This is a genomic window from Pseudomonas sp. JAI111 (assembly GCF_024809425.1).
GTDB lineage: Bacteria > Pseudomonadota > Gammaproteobacteria > Pseudomonadales > Pseudomonadaceae > Aquipseudomonas.
Genome location: NZ_JANUCB010000011.1, coordinates 1 through 17,154 on the forward strand (window position 1 = coordinate 1; position 17,154 = coordinate 17,154).

A 17,154-nucleotide genomic window follows, 5' to 3' on the forward strand; every position below is an offset into this window, starting at 1 on the left:
CCACGGAGCAGGACCGGAGTGAGGGAATGCCGAGCCACAGCGAGGCACCGTACGTCAGGGGCGCTAGCGCTTGGTTACTTGGCGCTTTTCCAAGTGACCCGCCGTCAGGGCGGAACCAATAGCCGCCATCACCAAAAAAACGGATATGTACCCAACCCCAAAATTTTGCACAAACGCCGGGCTTTTGAGTCCCGCGAAGTGCATGAGTCAAATTCCGGACTCATGCAGCCTGCACGAATGCAGTTCGCCAGCAGCGCGCTCAACCCATTGTTTTACATAGAAATACTGCGAGTGAAAAAGTCGGCACGACAAATGCTCCAGTACAGGAAGCGACCTTCGGCCTTGATACCGATAGCGCACCCCCAATGATTACCTGAGAGATTTGACCATGAACGCCATCGACCTGCTGAAAGCCGACCATGAACGCGTAAAAGGCATCCTGACCCAGTTAAGCGAGTCCACCGAACGTGGCGTGAAAAAACGCACCGAACTGCTGGCCAAGCTTGAAATGGAGATCACCATCCATACCCGCCTCGAAGAAGAAATCCTGTACCCCGCGTTCAAAAAAGCGGGCGGCAAGGAACAAGAGGTCATGTACTACGAAGCCAAGGAAGAACATCGCACCGTGGATTCGTTGGTACTGCCTGACTTGAAAGCCACCGATCCTTCTACCCCGGAATTCGCGGGTCGGGCCAAAGTGGTCAAGGAATTGCTGGAGCACCACATCGAAGAAGAGGAAACGGAAATGTTCCCGCAAGCCAAGAAGCTGCTGGGCAACGCCACTCTGGAAGAGTTGGGTGCACAAATGGAAACGCTCAAGGTTCAATACAAGAAAGAACTGAGCGCGTCCAACCTGGCAGCATGATGAGCGTGTTGATTCACCAGGCCCGGCAACTGCCGGGCCTTTTTATTGCGTGAATCAGCCGCCGGGGTTGGTGACCTGGATGTACACCGCGTAGCAGCCCAGCAGCACCCAGAACGTGGCGAAAATCCACGGCGTGCGCACGGAAAACAGCAACGACTTGCGATACCCCTTGTGGGATGACTCCGTCTCGCTGAACAGCGGAGATTCATCGTAAGCCAACCCCATCAATGGCTCGGCGCGCAGCAATTCACTCTGCTTGAAATGCCAGTGATCGATGATGTCATAAGCGGCACGGATGCCCGGCCAGGCGTTGAGTGAGCTGAGCAACCCCAGTAACGCCAGGAACGCCGGTACCACCAGCGTGAAGAGTTTTCCCCACTCCGGGTTAAGGTTGGACATGCAGGAAGCAAAGGCAATCACCAGAAACGATTGCGCAGCCAGATAAGCGTCGGTTCGATTGGCGAGGATGCTGGTTTCGTACTGGATCTCACGGCGGTAAAAATCCAGGCGCTCCTTGGGTGAGCCGAACATCTTCGCATTGTGTTCGGTCAGGGCCTCTTCAGCCGGTGGTTCGGTCAGTATTCTTGGCACGACAATCACATGAGTCTGGGAAAACGTTTAGAAGAAACGTACCCAGGCAAAGTTCAGCCGGATCTCACAGCGCCCTCCCTGCGCTCTTCCAGCGGCGCATTGAGCGCTGCTCACTTCATGGCCAGGGCGATGACTTCCACCAGGTTCAGTTGGGTAAAGGGCTTGGACAAGCGCGGAAGTTTGGCCGCGAAGCCTTCCAGCCGCTCGGCATACCCCGTAGCAAGGATAATCGGCAAGCCGGGATTGAAGAATCGTACGGCCTGAGCCAGTTGCGCTCCATTCATCTGCGGCATGGCCATGTCGGTAATGAGCAGGTCTATGTTCGGCTCGTTATCGAACTGCTCAAGCGCTTGCGCCCCCGATGTCGCACTGATGACCCGGTGCCCGAGATCCTCGAGCAACAGCACGGTGCTGGTCAACACCAGGCTGTCATCGTCCACCACCAACACACACAACTGCTCCACTGGAGGCGGCTGAGCCGACTCCACGACGGGTTTGGCCACCGACGCGGTCGTGGCGGCAGGTATCCAGAGTTCGGCGGTAGTGCCTACGTCTTTCTTGCTCTTGAGAATGAACCGCCCGCCCAGCTGTTCGATAAACCCATGAACCATCGACAACCCAAGCCCCGTGCCTTTGCCGATGCCTTTTGTGGTGAAGAACGGGTCTTTCGCCGACGCGAGCGTGGCTTCATCCATCCCTTCACCCGAATCGCTGACGCTGAGGCAAACATAATCGCCCGGCGCCAGGTGCAGGGCTGATTGATTGCTCGCGTCTCCCAGCTTGGCACTGATGACGATCTGACCGCCTTTGGGCATCGCATCACGGGCATTGGTGGCGAGGTTCAACACCGCCAGTTCGAGTTGATTGAGGTCGGCCCTGACAGGGACGAGCCCGGGTGCAAAGCGTGTCTCGAGCGTTACTGACGGCCCGAGCGAGCTACGCAACAGACCGGTGATTCCTTGCACCAACTCGGATAGATCGACTGATTCGAACTTGAGTTCCTGACGCCGCGCAAACGCCAGCATGCGCTGGGTCAGCGACACGCCGCGCATGGCACCCTGAGTGGCGTTATCCAGCAGACGGGTGACTTTCGGATCGTCGCTCACGCGCTTGCGCACGATTTCCAGGTTGCCGAGGATGACGGTCAGGAGGTTATTGAAGTCGTGGGCAATCCCCCCGCTGAGTTGACCGATGGCCTGCATCTTCTGCGCCTGGAACAACGCCTCGCGGGCTTGCTCAAGTTCGTGCTGCGCCTGAGTAGCCTCGGTGATATCACGGGTGATCTTGGCAAAGCCGAGTAACGTGCCGGTATCGCCCCAGATCGGGTCGACTACCACATGCGCCATAAACCGTGTCCCGTCCTTGCGCACGCGCCAGGCTTTGTTTTCGAAGCGCTTCTCGCGCGTTGCGATCTCCAACGCCCGTTGCGGCTCACCGGCAGCGCGATCTTCCGGAGTATAGAAAATCGAAAAATGCTGGCCAATGATCTCTTCGGGGCGATAACCCTTGATGCGCTGGGCGCCCAGATTCCAGTTGGTCACGCGGCCATCCGGGGAGAGCGTATAGATGGCGTAATCTGTGACGCTTTGCACCAGCAAGCGAAACTGCTGCTCGCTTTGCTTGAGGGTTTCTTCGGCCATTTTGCGGTCGGTCAGATCGCGGGTGATCTTGGCAAAACCCAACAGCTTGCCCGAAGGGTCGATAATCGGATCAATCACCACGTGCGACCAGAAATGCGTACCGTCCTTGCGCACACGCCAGCCTTCGCCCTCGAAACGACCCTCTCGAATTGCCGTTTCCAGCGCACGTTGTGGCAAACCGGCCTGGCGATCTTCTTCGGTATAAAAACGCGAGAAGTGCTGGCCGAGAATCTCCGCCTCCTCATAACCTTTGAAGCGCTTGGCGCCAGCGTTCCAGCTGGTGATGATGCCGTCTGGATCAATCATGTAGATGGCATAGTCCACCACGGCATCGATCAGCAGACGAAAGCGCATCTCCTCGATGGAATAGGTTCTGGACTGGTTATCTCTCATCGATCACACCCGTGATTATCATTGTTATGGAGTATGCGACAAACCGTGGGTTTAGAAACCATGAAAACGGTTGAGAACTGGAGCATAACGCTCACACAGCCTATTCTCGACGCCAATTGCCACCCCGGCCGATACAAGGCACCCCGATGATCCTGATTCTGTTGCCCACGTCTGACTACGATCCCACCGAAAGCAGCGTTGTATGGCAAGCCATGCGCCAGGCCGGTATCGAGGTGCGCTTTGCAACACCCCAAGGTCTGCCGGCCTACGCCGACTCACGTCTGGTGAACATTGGCTTCGGCCCGTTGAACCCTTTGCTGATGACCCGTGATTCCGATCTTGCCCACTACGCCCGCATGATCGAAGACAAGTGGTTTCGCCAGCCGATGGCCTATACCGACGTCGACTTCGATCAGTACGACGGACTATTGGTTCCGGGCGGCCATGCCAAGGGCATGCGCAGTCTGCTGGAGTCAGACCAGGCGCAACGGATCGCCCTGCATTTTTTCAAGGCTGACAAACCCGTGGCAGCAGTGTGTCACGGCGTATTGTTACTAGCCCGTACCATCGATCCCGATACCCGGCGTTCGGTGTTGCATGGACGCAAGGTCACTGCCTTGCTGGCCAGCACCATGGAATTGCCGGCCTGGGTCATCACCGCCCCTTGGCTTGGACGCTATTACCGGACCTATCCGCAAACCGTTGAAGCAGAGGTCACGGGCGCCCTCGCCAGCCCTGCGCATTTTCAGCGAGGCCCGTTGCTGGCGCTCCGTGATTCAGCGGACGAACCCCAGCGAGGCTTCGTCGTGCGTGATGGTCAGTTGTTGACCGCTCGCTGGCCAGGAGACTGCCACCGGTTCGCCGCTGAATGGGTCCGACTTCTTACCGGTAAACGTATTTGACGATGTAAGCGTACAAATCGTTGTAGACAACATCAGGGACAAACTGGGCGTAGGTTTGGGCCTTGAGCAACGCCAAATGGCAGTCTTTTACCATCTCGTCACGTTCTCGATGGGTGCAGACATGGTTATTGATGATGTTGCCATAGGTGCTGTTCGGCGTCGGTGCCGTTGAAGGTGTGGGTGCAGGAATGTCAGCTTTCGAGTAGGTGAAATGAGCACGCTGGAGGCGCTCTTTCAACGCTCCAGGCCCGCGCTCATACAAGGTGATTTGTGAGCCGTCGACTGCTTTGGAGGCAACCTCAAAGGCCAGGATGATCGCTTGTGCAAGACTCATGCTGGCATCAAGGTCCGCGTAGCTGACAAAGCGTTCGAGCTCCCGATTCTCCAGGCTCTTGAGTGCCCGCTTGATGCTCGATACGTGGGCGAATTCCTGCGTACAGCCGACGATATGCGTTTCGAATTGATACCCGGCTGCCGTGGCCAGGGGTGGAAACGTGGCGAAACCGATTCTGCCGAACGCGCACTCCATGATGATGTTGTATTTGAGGGTAAAGGCTTCAGTGAAGATCTTTTCGCTGACTTCCTCTACAAAGGCTTGCGTGTGCTCGTAGGCGTGCAAGACGCCGAGTTTGATCATCTCTGCGTATTGAGGATGTTTCTGTCGGTATTCGGGCAGGTAGAGACGAACGTATTTTTCGTAGCGCTTTGAAGGCAACAGGTGCTTTTCCAGAAGGAAGGTTTTACCTGACCCTTGAAGCCCGGCCACCACCAGGATTTTTGGCGTTTGCTCGGCAGTGATACCGCGAAACAGGGTCGCTTTGATTTCGTTGAACGCTGCAGTGACCTGCTCCGGGGTGTAGGTGTAACTCGGCGTAACTGACATACCTTGATTTCCTTATCAAAGAGCCGGCGGGAAGTGCTGGCCGGTCCTCTGAATAAAGCGCTGTTTCAGCGTTTGTTCAAATGTGTGTGTCTTTCAAGATATGTAGCTGTTTTTAAAGTAGAAATTCCTACACCATCGAGAGAAAAGGCGCCTGTTCGACTGACCACCAGCGCGGCAGCAACTGCCTGACCTTGCTCTCGCCAAACCGGTCATCGATCAGCATCACCACACCTTGATCCTGTTGCGTGCGGATCACCCGTCCCGCCGCCTGCACCACTTTCTGTACCCCTGGAAACAGGTAGGTGTAGTCATAACCGGCACCGAAGATGGCGGCCATGCGGTGCTTCAGTTGTTCGTTGACCGGATTGAGTTGCGCCAGCCCCAGCGTAGCGATGAACGCGCCGATCAGGCGAGCGCCGGGCAAGTCGATGCCTTCGCCGAAGGCTCCGCCCAGCACAGCAAAACCGACACCCTGACTGTGCGCCGTGAATTGATCGAGAAAAGCCTGACGCTGATCTTCGGCCATGCCTCGGGACTGTGACCACAGAGTGATCTGCGGGTGTCGTTCGGCCAGTAACTGCGCCACTTGCTGCAAATAATCAAAGCTGCTGAAAAACGCCAGGTAGTTGCCCGGACGTTGGTTAAATTGCTGTGCAATCAACTCGACAATCGGCTCGAGGGACGCTTGGCGGTGGACGTATCGGGTCGATATCTGGCTGACGATGTGGACTTTCAGCTGGTCGGCATGGAATGGTGATTCGACATCGATCCACACCGTGTTCGCCGGGGTTCCCAGCAGGTCGGCGTAGTAATGCCGAGGGCTGAGGGTGGCGGAGAACATCACCGTACTGCGCGCGGCCGTCAGCCGTGGGCGAATGAAACCGGCGGGCACCACGTTGCGCAGGCACAGTCGGGACAGGTGACGCTTGCGGTCGAGGTCGCGTTTGCTGATGTCAAACAGAAACTGTTCATCGAAGAGTTCGGCCACTCGGCAGAACTGCAGGATGTCGAAGTAGAAACCCTGCAAGGCGCTGTCCAGGCCTTGGGGGTGATCGTTGAGATAATCACCAATGCTCGCGCTGCATGAAGACAACGCCTGGAGGAGTTTTTCCGGTGCCTTGTCGTAGGCCTGATAGGGCGCCGTTTGCAGGTTGTGCAGGGCATTCCACTCTCGATTGACCCGCTGTAACGATTTTTTCAGCGCCTCGGGAGCGGTTTTCCGCACTCCATCAAGGGTCGATTGCTCGAGACTGGCGCTGTACATCTGCCGGCCACGCTCGACCAGGTTGTGGGCTTCATCCACCAGCACCGCAACTTTCCAGTTGTTGGCCTGCGCCAGCCCGAACAGCAGCGCGCTGAAGTCGAAATAGTAGTTGTAGTCAGCGACCACCACGTCTGCCCAACGGGCCATTTCCTGGCTGAGGTAATAAGGACAAACCTCATGCGCCAGGGCAACCTGGCGCAAGGCGGCCTGGTCGAGCAGGCTCAGCTTGCTGGCGGCCTGGCGAGCGGCGGGCAACCGATCATAAAAACCCTGGGCCAACGGACAGGACTCACCGTGACAGGCTTTGTCCGGGTGTTCGCAGGCCTTGTCCCGGGCGATCATTTCCAGCACCCGCAACGGCGGCGCAGCGCTGCTTTGAAGGATCACTTGCGCGGCGTCCAGCGCCAGTTTTCGCCCCGGGGTCTTCGCGGTGAGAAAGAACACTTTGTCCAGTTGCTGCGGCGCCAGGGCCTTGAGCATCGGGAACAGCGTGCCCAGGGTCTTGCCGATTCCGGTGGGCGCCTGAGCCATCAGGCAGCGTCCGGTACTGACCGCCTTGAACACCGACTCAGCCAGATGCCGTTGCCCTGCACGAAAGCTGGCATGGGGAAATGCCAATTGCTGCGCCGCGTGATTGCGCGCATCGCGATGGGCCATTTCCTGCTCGGCCCAGTGCAGAAACAATCCGCAGTGATGTTCGAAGAACTGTTGCAGTTGCGCTGCGCTGAAGGCTTCGACCAGGCAGGTTTCCTTTTCACTGACGATGTCGAAGTACACCAGCGCCAGATTGATCCGGGCCAGTTCCAGCTTCTGGCACATCAGCCAGCCGTAGATTTTCGCTTGTGCCCAGTGCAACTGGCGGTGGTTGGCCGGTTGTTTGCTCAGGTCGCCGCGATAGGTTTTGACTTCTTCCAGGCAGTTTTGCGCAGGATCGTAACCGTCCGCCCTGCCCTTCACGGTCAAGGTTCGGTACAGGCCTTCGAGGGCCACTTCGCTTTGATAACCCTCGCTGCGCCGTGAAGCGACGGTGCGGTGCCCGACGATGCCTTCCAGCGCCGTGGGCGACGGGGTAAATCGCAGGTCCAGGTCACCGACCTTGGCGGTGAATTCACACAGCGCCCGCACCGCGATGCTGTAGCTCAAGCGCTCTGCTCCGACCATTGCACGTAGCAGACGGCGATAGGCATCTGGTGTTCGTGACAGAACTCCAGCCAGCGCAATTGGTTGTCTTGCAAGCGATCGCCGGGGCCTTTGACTTCGATCATGCGGTAGGTCTTGTCTTGCGGCCAGAACTGAATCAGGTCCGGCATGCCGGCGCGGTTGGCCTTGATGTCCATCAGCAGCCGATTGAACCAATGCTTGAGGTGCTCGGGCGGCAGGCAATCGAGGGCCTGATCGAGCAGTTCCCGGCTCAACGCGCCCCAGAACACGAACGGCGACTGCACGCCCCACTTGGCGACATACCGCTCACGCAGGGTTTGTACGTAGCGCCCGTCATCGAGTTCGGCCAGACACGCCTCAAACAACCCGGCCCGACGCGCATGGAAGTCCTCGTTCAGCAGATCGACCGGCCCGCGCTGGAACGGGTGAAAAAAAGCGCCAGGTAACGGCGCAAAGATTGCCGGCCAGCACAGCAGCCCGAACAGAGAGTTGATCAGGCTGTTTTCGACGTAATGCACTGGCGCCGAATCCTGCGCCAGGTGGGCCTGAACGTAATACTCCACCGACAGCGCTGGATCGACTCTGGGCAATTGCAGGTCCAGTCGCTGCATGTCCCGGGGCGCTGGCCGTTTCATCGCCGGGCCGCCCAGTTTGCGCCGCAGCCTGGGCAGCACGCGCAACAGATGTTGATGCTCGGCGGCGCTTTCCGGCGTTTGTTCGGCGTGAGTCGCCAGGTCCATGGCCAGTTGATACTCACCACAGCGCTCCAACACCCGAATCAATCGCACCCGTGCGCCGGGATAGGCGCAGTCGCGGTAAATGGTCAGCGCGGTGGAGAAATCCGCCAGGCGTTCGCAGTGCTGGCCGATCTGGAACAACAACTTGCCCCGGCGTCGTTGCAGCCACGGGTTACTGAGTTCCAGCGCATTGATTTGCTCGACGATGTCCGCCACCGCCTCACCCGCCTCGAAACGTTGCTGGCATTGGTGCAGGAACACACAGGCGTCCACGTCTTCACGGCAGCGCAGGCCCCGGGACTCGGCGCAGAACTCGACTTTCTCATAGGTAAAAATGCCGAGGTCGGCCAGCACGAACTCCGACCAGTCCTGATAAAGATTGCCGAAAAACATCAACCGCAACCGGTCACACAAGCTCATGATGGTCAGGGTAAACAGTCGGTCATTGAGTTGCGGACACCATTGGCTGAAGCTTCGGGCATCGCATAACTGTTCGCTCAGCGACGGTAGCCAATCGGACTTCTTGCCTTTGGGCTGTTCGATGACCGTACCGAAGCACTGGAGAATTTCAGCCTTGAGCAGCACGTCGAACAGCTCCACGATCGGCAAGGCCGAGTGTTCATCGATCCAGCCTGCCGCCAATAACGGCTCGGCAGCACTGGCAATGTCGCCGATCTCCAGGTAGCTCAGTTTCCCGGCCCTGAAATGCACGCCCTTGCGCATCACCATCCTGACCAGCAGTGCGCGGGATTCACGGGGTTGTCGACGGAAATCCTGGACGAAGGCCTGCTCCTCGACGCTGAGCACATCGCCATAGCGGTGTTCAAGCCAATCAAGGACTTGCATGAAGTTGTTCAAGTAGTAGAACGGATCGTCGAGCGGATTTTCAGTCACAGAAAAACAGGGCCATTGGAAAGTGAGTACTGGTTATGCGTACAGATACCAGCCAAGGCGTACCCGGTGCAAACGGAAAAGGATAAGCGGCGGCGCTAATTGGCAATTTGCGCGGGTTATCGAACTTTCCTTTGATCCACGGCACCAACCGACATAGATGATTTTTTTTGGCATTGTTAGAGGTGTTTATGAATATCAGGATTCTGAGTTTGCCACTGGCCGCGGTAGCGTTTCTGGCGCTGGCCGGTTGCTCTACACCCACAGTCGTGACCTTGCAGAACGGCACCCAGTATTTGACCAAGGACATGCCGAAGACCAAGTCCAAGGACGGTTTTTACGAGTTCGAGGATATTTCCGGGGCGAAAGTGAGGGTCAATGCCAACGACGTGGCGACGGTTCGCAAGGAAGATTGAGGACTGCGTTATCGTTTATCGCGGGCAAGCCCGCTCCCACAGTTATGCATTCGACTTGCAACCTGTGGGAGCGGGCTTGCCCGCGATGAGGCTCCTACCGGCGCCACAGGACTATCAGGCAATCACAATCCCTGAGCCGGACAAACTGTCCAGTCCCACCCCGACCAGCGTCACCGAATCCGCACCAAACGTCAGCACCGTATCGTGCCCCACTGCCGTGGCGTGCGCCCGAAAATCATCGCTCGGCGTCACCCCCTGCACCCCGAGAAACACCAGCTTGTCGTTGGCTTGATAGCCCAGCACTCGATCCTGACCGAACGCGCCGCTGAACAGGAACGTATCGATCCCGCCGCCCGATTCCATCAGGTCGTTCCCCGCCCCGCCCACCAACACATCATTGCCCTTGCCGCCGATCAGATGATCGTTACCGTCCAGGCCAAACAACCAGTCGCCCGTCGCCTGGGCCTTGAGCGTATCGGCACCCGTGCCCCCCTTCACCGAGGACGCGTATTGCGTCAGGTTATTGCCCGCCACCAGACCATTGGCCGTGACGCTGTGGGTCACTTCATCCTTGAGCAGTCCCCACAAGCCCCCCGGTTCCTGGCTGACGACGCTGCCGATGTCGCGGGTGATGCTGATGCCGCCTTGGGCATCCCGCACGTAGAGGTTGCCGGCGCCGTCATTGGCGAACTCAAACCCTTTCACTGATTGCTGCAAGTCCAGCACGTTGTTGCCCTTGCCGCCGAGCAGGATGTTGTAGCCGCCCGCATCGCGGAAGGTGTCGTTGCCGTCACGGCCCTCCAGATAGTCATTGCCCTTGCCGCCCTGAATCAGGTCATTGCCGTCGCTGCCGATGATGAATGTGCTGCCTTTGTGGGTTTCAGCGTTGCGATTCAGGTCCTGCACCCAGGTGGTGGCGCGCGCCGGGTCCGAGAGGTTGGCGACGATGATCGTCGAGTCTTTGCCGGTGAGGTCGTAGAACGACGATTCGATGACCCGATTCATGCCGTCGCCATAGGCGGTGGGCAGGTGCGAGATCCACGTCGGGATGTTGAGGATGGAGAACGGCAGCACATTCCACGCCGTCGAGGCGTAGTGGTCATTGAAGCTGACGATGTTATCGGTCGTCGACTCCTTAGGGGCATCGTGCACGCCCACCGACGACAGGTTAAAGGTGGAACCGTCGAGAGCACGAAACACCGGATCGTTTTCGTAACCGACGTTGAGCACTTTGTCGGTGCTGCTCTGGGTTGGCGACGCGTAGGCAATGTAATTGGAGTCCTGGTAGAAGCCGTTCCACTTGCCAGTGCTCAAGTCCGCCAGGCTGTTGACCGCCAACCCGCCAAGGCTGTGGCCACTGACCAGGACGTTTTTGCCCGACAGGCCATTGGCCTGGGCAAACGCCGCGACATCGCCCAGTAAATTGCCGAAGGCTTCGCCAACGTAGTTTTTCGCATAATCCTTGGGGCCCAACGCCGCCAGCAGATCGTTGATCACGTCACCGATGGAATCGCTGATCAAGGTTTCCCTCGGGCCGCTGGTGCCACGAAAGGCGATGCCGATTTCGGTGAGATGCCCCTGCGCATCGTACTTGCCGAGGATCTCCACCTGCGCGCTGGTGTAACCGGCCTTCTCACCGAAGAACGTTCCGTGCGCATCGACCTTGCCGTCATAGCCCAGTTGCGAGGCGGTGATCGGCGTCCAGCCGGCTTTGTGCACGGCATCCAGCGCGGCTTTTTCCGAGTCGGGGTTCCATGGAATGCCGGGAATCACCCCTTGGGAATCGGTGCCGCCCAGCAACGCAGTGACCAGTGTCGCCGGCAGCCCAAGGCCAAAGCCGTTGTGCTGGTAACCGGTGGCGAAGCCATTGTCGAGGTTGTGGTAGGAATACAGCGTGATCGCCATCGCGTCAGTGAGTAACGCTTTGGAATCTGCCGTGCCGAAGTTTTTGTAGTCGTACACACCCATTGGTATTGCCTCTCTTTTTGTTGGAATTGTCAGAGATAGCTCACAACCAGGACGCCCCACTGAAGAGGCGCCCCGGAGCTTCCAGTGCATGCAGCTTTACGCAAACCTAGCTGTGTAGGAGCTGTCGAGTGCAACGAGGCTGCGATCTTTGGGTCTTGATCTTTAAAAAGTTAAGCCAAAAGATCGCAGCCTCGTTGCACTCGACAGCTCCTACAGGGGTATTCGTGGGGCTTTATTGTGTTCGCGGGCCCTGTCCGAACGCCTCGTCCACCTTGGCGAGGTCCTGTTCGCTCAAGGTGCCGGCGTAGTAATGCAACTTGGTCCAGGCCATCAGGTAGTCGTACCTTGCCTGGGCCAAATCCCGGCGGGTGGTAAATAGTTGTTGTTCGGCGTTCAGCGCATCGAGGTTGACCCGCTCACCGCCCAAAATGCTTTGTTTGGTCGAGACCACCAGCGCTTCGGCGGACTTCAGGGCTTTTTGATAGGCGCGCAGCTTGTTCACACCCGACAGGCAGGCGCTGAACTGGCGGCGCAGCTCGATCAACGTTTCCCGGGTTTTGCCATCCAGTTCGTACTCGGCCTGTTCCATGGTGCGGCTGGCCTGACGGGTCGACGCCGACACCCCGCCGCCGGCATACAGCGGCACGTTGACTTCGATGCCGATGGTGTTGGTGTCATAGCGCTGGTTGTACGTGTTGCCGCTTTCCGACTCGTTCTGGCGCACCGAGGCGTAGGCACTGACTTTGGGCAAGTGCCCGGCGCGGTTGCGTTCGACTTCATACCGCGCGACTTCCACCGCCTGGCGCTGGGAGGCCAGGTTCGGGTTGTTGGCCACGGCCATCTCGTGCCAGGTGTTGTAGTTGGCCGGTTGCAGGCTGAACGTCTGGAAGTTCTGGTCCAGCGGGGCGAGGTCCGCGATGTCGATGGCCTGCACGCCAATCAGCGCGCCCAGTTCACGCAAGGACGCATCCTGTTCGTTGCGCGCCTCGATTTCCTCGGCGGTTGCCAGCTCGTAACGGGACTCGGCTTCAAGAATGTCGGTGCGCGTGCCCTCGCCCTGGCGGAACATTTGCTCGTTCTGCTGGAACTGCTGCTCGAAGGCCTTTTTCTTGGCCAGGGCAATGTCGATCTGATCCTGAGCGAACAGCGCCTTGGTGTAGTTTTCCAGGACGCGCACCAGCAATTCCTGACTCTTGCCACGGAACGCTTCATCGGCAAACAACGATTGCGCCACGCCTTTGCGATATGCCGCGTAGGCCTCGTAGTCGATCAAGGGTTGTTGCAGGGTCAAGGTCGAGCCGTAACTGTTGTAGTTGCGGTCATCGCTCTGGTTTTGCCCGCGCTCATTGAGGTAGGTGACCTTGGAGGTATTGCGGCCTTTGTTGTAGTTGTAACCCAGTTTCGGCAACAAGCCGGCCCGACCAATGATGCGGTTTTCAAGGCCGGCATCGCGCTCCTTCATCGCGCCGAGAAACACCGGATCATTACGCAACGCTTGCTCGTAGATATCGAACGGCCCCATGGCCATCACACTGTTGCACGTCAGCAACGCCAGGGTTGCCGCGAGCATGGAAAACTTATTCATACAGCCGAACATCCTTATTCCTCGGTCAACGCGGAACCTGCCCGGTCGAGCAGCGGTTTGAACAGATAATTGAGGAGTGAACGTTCACCGGTGCGCACGAACATTTCCGCCGGCATGCCGGGCTTGATCACCAGGCCGTGGAGTTTTTCCATCGCCTGATCGCTGACGCTGCTGCGCAGCACGTAGTACGGCGCGCCGGTTTTCTCGTCGACCATCTGGTCGGCGGAGATCAGGCTGACCTCGCCTGGGACACGCGGTGTACGGCTTTGATTGAACGCGGTGAACAGGATGTCCACCGGCAAGTGAGTGCCAACCTTGTCGATCAAATTGATCGGCAGGTGCCCTTCCACTTCCAGGCGCGTGCCTTGGGGCACGATCTCCAGCAAGGTTTCGCCCTGACGCACCACGGCGCCTTCGGTATGCACCCCAAGGTTGACCGCGATGCCGTCGGCGGTGGCGATGATCTCGCTGTGTTGCAGATCGAAGCCGGCGGAAGTCAGTTGTTCTTCCAGCGTCACGCTTTTGAGTTGCGCGTCGGCCAACTGGGTGCGGACTTCTTTCTGGTACTCCTCGATGTGCTGTTGCAGCTTCAGGCGCGATTCAATGATGCCCTGCTCCACCCGGCCGCTTTCGCCGGCGTTTTCCGCCAGTTGCTGCTGAACTTGCGACAGCTGACGCTGGTACTCCATCAACCGGTTACTCGGGATATAGCCGTTGTCCGCCAGGGGTTGCAGATTGCTCAACTGTTTTTGCAGGGAGCTGGCCTGTGCCGTCAGGTCCGAGCGCGCGCGGCGCATGCCGGCCAGCTGCGCCCCGGCACCTTCGATGCTGGCGCGCAAGGCTGCCTGTTCGCGGGAAAATGCTTCGCGGCGGCTACTGAACAATTGCCGCTGGCCTTCAAGGACCAACGCCAGGCGTGGATCGGGATCGTTGCTCAGTTCAGCGGGGAAATTCACTTGCTTGAGGTTGTCGCGTTCGCTTTGCCAGCGGGCCAGGCTGGCCCAGGCCATGCGGTATTGCGCTTGCAACGATTGCACGTCGGCCGCGACCTGGGTCTGGTCGAGCTGGAACAGCGGCTGGCCCAGCTTCACCACCTGGCCTTCGCGCACCAGAATCCGGCTGACGACGCCGCCGCTCATCGATTGCACGGCCTTGCGCTTGCCCGACACCACCACCGTGCCTTGCACCGGAATGCCTTGATCGAGCGGCGCAAGACTGGCCCAGGTGAAAAAGCTGCCCGCGCCGACGATGGCCAGGATCCAGCCCATGCGGGCGAAGAAACGCGCGTCGCGCTCGGGGCGTTCAGCGATGTAATCGTGTTCCATCGTCGCTTCGTTTTCAGTGTTCATGCGTACGCTGCTCATACACCCGAATTCCTTGTCGTGGGCTGACTCTGGCGACTCAGGTTGAGCCCGCCCGGTGCTTGCGCAGTTTTTTCACGTTGCTGTTCCTGGGTGCCGGAAAGTGCCTTGAGCACCTCCTGACTGGGGCCGTAGGCCTGCAAACGGCCTTCGTTGAGCACCAGCAATTTGTCGGCCTGGGCCAATGCCGAAGACCGATGGGTCACCAGAATCACGCTGGTGCCCCGGGCCTTCATGTGCGCGATGGCGCCCGCCAGGGCCGCTTCGCCCACGGTATCGAGGTTGGAATTGGGCTCATCGAGCACCACCAGGCTTGGATTGCCGTACAGCGCACGGGCCAACGCCACCCGTTGTTTCTGACCGCCGGACAGACCGCTGCCGTCCTCGCCCAACACCGTGTCGTAGCCTTGCGGCATGCGCAGGATCAGCTCATGCACGCCCGCCTGTTGCGCAGCCTCGACGACTTTTTGCGGATCGGCTTCACGAAACCGCGCAATGTTTTCGGCGATGCTTCCACTGAACAACTCGATGTCCTGCGGCAAGTAGCCGATGTAGGGGCCGAGGTCGTCGCGGTTCCAGCGATGGATGTCGGCGCCGTCGAGCCGCACGGTGCCGCCCAGGGTTGGCCAGACGCCGACCAGCACCCGGGCCAGAGTCGATTTGCCGGAGCCGGAGGCGCCGAGCACGCCCATGACTTCACCGGCACCCAGGCTGAAATTGACCATGTGCAGGGTCGCGGCGCGGCGCCCCGGCGGACCGGCACTGACCTGTTCAAAAGTAATCTGCCCCTTCGGCGCCGGCAGTGACATCGCCTCGTCACTCGGCGGAAAAGCCTGCAGCAGAGCATCAAGACGACGGTAAGCGAGCTTGGCGCCGCTCCATTGTTTCCAGACCGCGATCAATTGATCGATGGGACTGAGGACGCGGCCCATCAGAATGGACCCGGCGATCATCATCCCGGCGGTCATGTCGCCCTTGATGACCAACAATGCACCCAGGCCCAGCACCAGGGATTGCAGGCACAGACGCAAGGTTTTGCTCAGGGAACTGATGACGGCACCGGTGTCGCTGGCCTGATTCTGCAGGCCCAGGAAGCGCGAGTGCACCTGAAACCAACGCTTGCGCAACACCCCAAGCATGCCCATCGCCTGGATGGTTTCGGCATTGTGCAGGTGGCTGGTCGCCAGTTGGCTGGACTTCTGGGAAAAACCCGCGGCCTCCCCCAACGGCTTTTTGGTCATCGCCTCGTTGAGGCATGCAAGCCCGATCAGCAGCACCGCGCCCGCGGTGGCCAATACGCCGAGCCAGACGTTGAACAGGTAAATAACGAACAGGTACACCGGAAACCACGGCGCGTCGAAGAACGCGAACAGCGCAGGCCCGGTGACGAATTGGCGAATGTGGGTCAGGTCCCCGAGGGATTGCCCGGCATTGCCTTCGCCTTTGAACAGGTTGCGTTCGAACGCGGCCTGATACACCCGCAAATTTAAGCGTCGCTCCAACTGGCTGCCGATGCGAATAACAATGAAGCTGCGCACGACCTCAAGCAAACCGATGAAGGCAAAGAACCCGACCACCATCAGCGACAACATGGCCAGGGTAGTTTCGTTTTGCGAAGACAGCACGCGGTCATAGACCTGGAGCATGTAAATCGATGGGACCAGCATCAACACGTTAATTAACGCGGTGAAACACCCTACGCTGATCAGGATGCTCTTGTAGTCGCCCAGTGCCTTGAATAACGGTGCGGTGGCTGGGGCCTTCGCCATCTTCATTGATATTTCCCGAGATGATAATCCCCGCCGTCTTTGGCGAGGTTTGAAAATTAAACTGTCCGCACAGGTGTCGAGACATTATTTGTCAGAGGGCGCTTACAAATTAATAACAACTTTTCAAATTCATTGAAGAGTGAGGTTATTGATCCGCCATTTATTACGGCAATAGCGAGTTTTATATTCAGCACGTGCATCCGTCCGGTAATTTGCGCTCAAGGCGCAACACGCTTGAGCGTAACAAGCAGACCTGACTTCAAGGTGCTTTGATAAAACCCTTCATGCTGTCGGCTGAAGAAGACAATTCTTGAGCCTTCCTTTCCGGTGATTGCAATACCGTCAGGTTCCGGGAACCAGCCATACGCAGGTTCTTGCAACCAGGCACTGAGGCAATCGGCGCCCTCGCCCAGACGCTGGTTCGCTTGAAGTGAAAGGGTGCACGGGTTCGACGGTTTGTCCTGCAATGCCTGAGACTCGGCCGAGTCGTCCCTGGCGACCAAGGTGATCTGCCATTTTCCGGCAAGCTGCGAGGGATCGGCTAATTTCAGGCTGCTTGCCATGGCTACTTCTCCAAAAAATATCATCAGCGTCGCCAACAGCCACGCGGTTGCTCTGTAGGTAAAGGCGTTCTGGATCATGGGACATTCAACTCCGGCGTGTAGCCTTACGCACAGCGTGCATTGATGCAAGGACAGAGCGCGACGCATCAAGCGTCACGCTCCTTT

13 protein-coding genes are annotated in these 17,154 nt (G+C 58.5%); 3 read left to right on the forward strand and 10 right to left on the reverse strand.

What is annotated here, in order from left to right:
- The first annotated feature begins 388 nt into the window (after window positions 1–388).
- Window positions 389–865: a hemerythrin domain-containing protein gene (locus HNR03_RS26620; protein WP_259157017.1), complete on the forward strand. Its 477-nt coding sequence runs from the start codon at window positions 389–391 to the stop codon at window positions 863–865.
- A gap of 54 nt (window positions 866–919) precedes the next feature.
- Here HNR03_RS26620 and HNR03_RS26625 read toward each other — a convergent pair whose 3' ends face one another.
- Together HNR03_RS26625 and HNR03_RS26630 are read right to left on the reverse strand one after the other, a co-directional pair.
- On the reverse strand, window positions 920–1,456 hold the full coding sequence (locus tag HNR03_RS26625; protein WP_222586873.1) for a hypothetical protein: 537 nt from the start codon (window positions 1,454–1,456) through the stop codon (window positions 920–922).
- A gap of 110 nt (window positions 1,457–1,566) precedes the next feature.
- Window positions 1,567–3,489, reverse strand: a complete 1,923-nt coding sequence (locus HNR03_RS26630) for a PAS domain-containing sensor histidine kinase (RefSeq protein ID WP_259157018.1) — start codon at window positions 3,487–3,489, stop codon at window positions 1,567–1,569.
- Window positions 3,490–3,635: 146 nt separating this feature from the next.
- On the opposite strand from HNR03_RS26630, the gene HNR03_RS26635 reads away from it, so the two are divergent.
- Complete coding sequence (locus HNR03_RS26635; protein WP_259157019.1) at window positions 3,636–4,391, forward strand: type 1 glutamine amidotransferase domain-containing protein; 756 nt, start codon at window positions 3,636–3,638, stop codon at window positions 4,389–4,391.
- Here the strand turns inward: HNR03_RS26635 and HNR03_RS26640 are convergent.
- The 3 genes from HNR03_RS26640 to HNR03_RS26650 all read right to left on the reverse strand — a co-directional run bounded on the left by HNR03_RS26640 (window position 4,372) and on the right by HNR03_RS26650 (window position 9,282).
- Window positions 4,372–5,274, reverse strand: a complete 903-nt coding sequence (locus HNR03_RS26640; protein WP_259157020.1) for a zeta toxin family protein — start codon at window positions 5,272–5,274, stop codon at window positions 4,372–4,374. The genes HNR03_RS26635 and HNR03_RS26640 overlap by 20 nt on opposite strands.
- A gap of 127 nt (window positions 5,275–5,401) precedes the next feature.
- Window positions 5,402–7,681, reverse strand: coding sequence for an ATP-dependent DNA helicase (locus HNR03_RS26645; RefSeq protein ID WP_259157021.1), 2,280 nt, complete (start codon window positions 7,679–7,681; stop codon window positions 5,402–5,404).
- Window positions 7,678–9,282: a VRR-NUC domain-containing protein gene (locus tag HNR03_RS26650; protein WP_259157239.1), complete on the reverse strand. Its 1,605-nt coding sequence runs from the start codon at window positions 9,280–9,282 to the stop codon at window positions 7,678–7,680. Before HNR03_RS26650 ends, HNR03_RS26645 begins: the two co-directional genes overlap by 4 nt.
- A gap of 236 nt (window positions 9,283–9,518) precedes the next feature.
- Between HNR03_RS26650 and HNR03_RS26655 the strand changes: the two genes are divergently transcribed.
- Complete coding sequence (locus tag HNR03_RS26655; protein WP_259157022.1) at window positions 9,519–9,743, forward strand: YgdI/YgdR family lipoprotein; 225 nt, start codon at window positions 9,519–9,521, stop codon at window positions 9,741–9,743.
- 114 nt (window positions 9,744–9,857) lie between these two features.
- Here HNR03_RS26655 and HNR03_RS26660 read toward each other — a convergent pair whose 3' ends face one another.
- From HNR03_RS26660 to HNR03_RS26680, 5 genes are all read right to left on the reverse strand, one after another.
- Window positions 9,858–11,711, reverse strand: coding sequence for a polyurethanase (locus HNR03_RS26660; protein WP_259157024.1), 1,854 nt, complete (start codon window positions 11,709–11,711; stop codon window positions 9,858–9,860).
- 232 nt (window positions 11,712–11,943) lie between these two features.
- Complete coding sequence (locus tag HNR03_RS26665; protein WP_259157025.1) at window positions 11,944–13,308, reverse strand: TolC family outer membrane protein; 1,365 nt, start codon at window positions 13,306–13,308, stop codon at window positions 11,944–11,946.
- A gap of 2 nt (window positions 13,309–13,310) precedes the next feature.
- Window positions 13,311–14,660: an HlyD family type I secretion periplasmic adaptor subunit gene (locus HNR03_RS26670; RefSeq protein WP_259157027.1), complete on the reverse strand. Its 1,350-nt coding sequence runs from the start codon at window positions 14,658–14,660 to the stop codon at window positions 13,311–13,313.
- The gene (locus HNR03_RS26675) at window positions 14,657–16,432 is read right to left on the reverse strand and encodes a type I secretion system permease/ATPase (protein WP_259157029.1); all 1,776 of its coding nucleotides are present in this window, start codon (window positions 16,430–16,432) and stop codon (window positions 14,657–14,659) included. Before HNR03_RS26675 ends, HNR03_RS26670 begins: the two co-directional genes overlap by 4 nt.
- A gap of 212 nt (window positions 16,433–16,644) precedes the next feature.
- Window positions 16,645–17,067 carry a protease inhibitor Inh/omp19 family protein gene (locus HNR03_RS26680; protein ID WP_259157031.1) on the reverse strand — a complete coding sequence of 141 codons (423 nt, stop codon included), beginning with the start codon at window positions 17,065–17,067 and terminating at the stop codon, window positions 16,645–16,647.
- Window positions 17,068–17,154: the final 87 nt, after the last annotated feature.